The sequence below is a fragment of the uncultured Campylobacter sp. genome, from assembly GCF_938031315.1.
Taxonomy (GTDB): Bacteria; Campylobacterota; Campylobacteria; order Campylobacterales; family Campylobacteraceae; genus Campylobacter_B.
Genome location: NZ_CALHHT010000032.1, coordinates 1 through 2,514 on the forward strand (window position 1 = coordinate 1; position 2,514 = coordinate 2,514).

Sequence of the window (2,514 nt, forward strand, 5' to 3'; positions counted from 1 at the left end):
ATTTTACTCTCGCCACGACGCTTACGTTTTTTAAAATTTAACTCATCTTTAAATTTTAAAATTTCGGCTCTTGGTTTCGCAACTACCGTCGGTGCTTTTTAAAATTTCGCTTCGCAATTTTTAAGCTGCATGCAAACCGCCTTAAGCTATATGCGGGCAAATTTTAAGCCCTGAGCCACTTTTTTAAAATTTCATTTCGCAATTGCGCTACTCCGCCGCAAAATCACTTCTCTTCAAATCTAATCTGCACCGATTTTTTGTGCGCGCCCAGCCCCTCGGCATCCGCTAGCGCCATGCACGCGCCCCCGAGCTCATCTATGGCGCGCTTATTTAGCGCTATGATCGAGCTACGTTTGATGAAGTTATAAACCCCCAAAGGCGAGAAAAATCGAGCGCTTCCGCCGGTCGGCAGCGTGTGGTTAGGGCCTGCGAGGTAATCGCCCATCGCTTCGGGCGTGTAATGGCCCAAAAATATCGCGCCTGCGTGGCGTATGCGCGGAAGCAGCTCGTAGGCGTTCTCGGTCGCGATCTCGAGGTGCTCGACGGCAAGCTCGTTCATCAGCTCCACGCACTCGTTCATATCGCGCGCGATGATGATCGCGCCTTTGTTTTCGACGCTGGCGCGAGCGATGGGCTCACGCGCGAGCGTAGGAAGCTCGCGCTCGATATGCTCTGCGACGGCAAGAGCGAATTTTTCATCGTCGCTTATCAAAAAGCTGCTCGCGATCTCGTCGTGCTCGGCTTGGCTGAGTAGATCCACGGCGATGTTGCGCGGATTTGCCGCGGCGTTTGCGATGATGCCCACTTCGCTAGGGCCCGCGATCATATCGATATTTACGTCGCCGAACACGAGCTTTTTAGCGGTTGCGACGAAGATATTCCCGGGGCCCGTGATGACATCGACCTTGCCGATCGTGCGCGTGCCGTATGCCATCGCCGCGATCGCGCTGGCGCCGCCCACCTTGTAGGCCTTTTTGATCCCCAGCACATGCATCGCCGCAAGCAGTAGCTCGTTTACGACGCCGCCCACGGCGGGAGTGCAGACGCTGATATCCTCCACGCCCGCGACGATTGCAGGGATCGCGTTCATCAGAAGCGAGCTCGGATACGCCGCCTTGCCGCCCGGGATATATAGCCCCGCGCGATCTACCGGCGTGATCTTTTGCCCAAGCATCGCGCCGCTTGGATCGAAGCTAAACCAGCTTCTCTCAAGCTGCTTTTCATGATAAGCGTAGATGCGCTCGTATGCGATCTGAAGCGCATTCTTAAGCTCTGCGGTTAAGCCTCCATACGCACGGCTCATCTGCTCTTGCGTGATAGCCAGATCGCCCTGCACGCGCCATCTGTCAAATTTCTCTATCTGTTCGGCTAGCGCCTCATCGCCGCGCGCTCTAATCTCCTCGATGATGCCGCTAACGACGGGCATTACCGATCTCATATCCGTCTCGCCGCGGCACATTAACCTCGCAAACTCCTCTTTAAAATTTGCGTTCGTGCTTTTTAAAATTTTCATTTTCGCTCCTTAAATTTGCCCTTAATTTTAACGCTTTTTGCTAAATTTCGCCTTTAAGCTCGCGGCCGGATAAATTTAAAAACCCTTTGGGCTCGCTGATTTTCAAAAGATTAAGCGAAAATGAAATAAAATAGCCGAAATTTTAAACGGAGCAATCTATGAAAAAGATATTTTTAGCGCTAATCGCGGCGGCTGCTTTATCGTCGGCACAATCCACGACTTCGTCATCGGTAGAGCAAGATGCTCCCGATATAAGTAGACTACAAAACGAATGCGACAGCAACAATATTTTAGCGTGCGTAGATCTCGCCGTCGCATACCATTCAGGGAATGGCGTGAAGCAGGATTATGAAAAAGTAAAAGAGTTGACCTCGAAAGCTTGTAGTTGGAATAATGACTGGAGTTGCGCCACTTTAGGGGCATCATACGAATACGGCAAGGGTGTAGAACAAGATTATAAAAAAGCAAGCGAATTATATTCTAAGGCCTGCGATTTAAACAATAGCATAGGATGCGGCAATCTCGGTGTTTTATACTACTCGGGCAAAGGAGTAGAGCAAGATTATAAAAAAGCGATCGAAATGCTTTCAAAAGCTTGCGATTTGAAAGAGGGCCGCGGATGCTACAATCTCGGGCTTTTATATGCATCGGGCGAAGGCGTAGAACAGGACTACAAAAAAGCGATCGAACTGCTTTCAAAAGCTTGCGATTTGAAACATGGCGAAAGCTGTCATAATCTTGGAGTTTTATACGAAAAAGGAGATGGCAGCGTAAAGCAAGACTACCAAAAAGCAAATCAATTCTATTCTAAGGCCTGCGATTTGGAGATTGCCGAAGGGTGTTATAATCTTGGAGCTTCATATGAAGATGGCAGTGGTGTAAAACAAAATTACAAGAAAGCGTTCGAATTATATTCTAAAGCTTGCAATTTAGGAATGGCCAAAGGATGCTACAATATGGGTGTTTTATATAATTTAGGTAAGGGTGAGAATCAAGATTAT

At 48.8% G+C, this 2,514-nt stretch carries 2 protein-coding genes; one reads left to right on the forward strand and one right to left on the reverse strand.

Translation table 11 applies throughout. The annotated features are described in order from the left end of the window. Positions 1 to 223 precede the first annotated feature (223 nt). A complete protein-coding gene (gene hisD, locus Q0236_RS00940; RefSeq protein WP_297913931.1) occupies positions 224 to 1,513 on the reverse strand; it encodes a histidinol dehydrogenase in 1,290 nt (429 codons plus the stop codon). A gap of 158 nt (positions 1,514 to 1,671) precedes the next feature. On the opposite strand from hisD, the gene Q0236_RS00945 reads away from it, so the two are divergent. After that, on the forward strand, positions 1,672 to 2,514 hold an 843-nt coding region (locus Q0236_RS00945; protein ID WP_297913934.1), incomplete at its 3' end, for a tetratricopeptide repeat protein.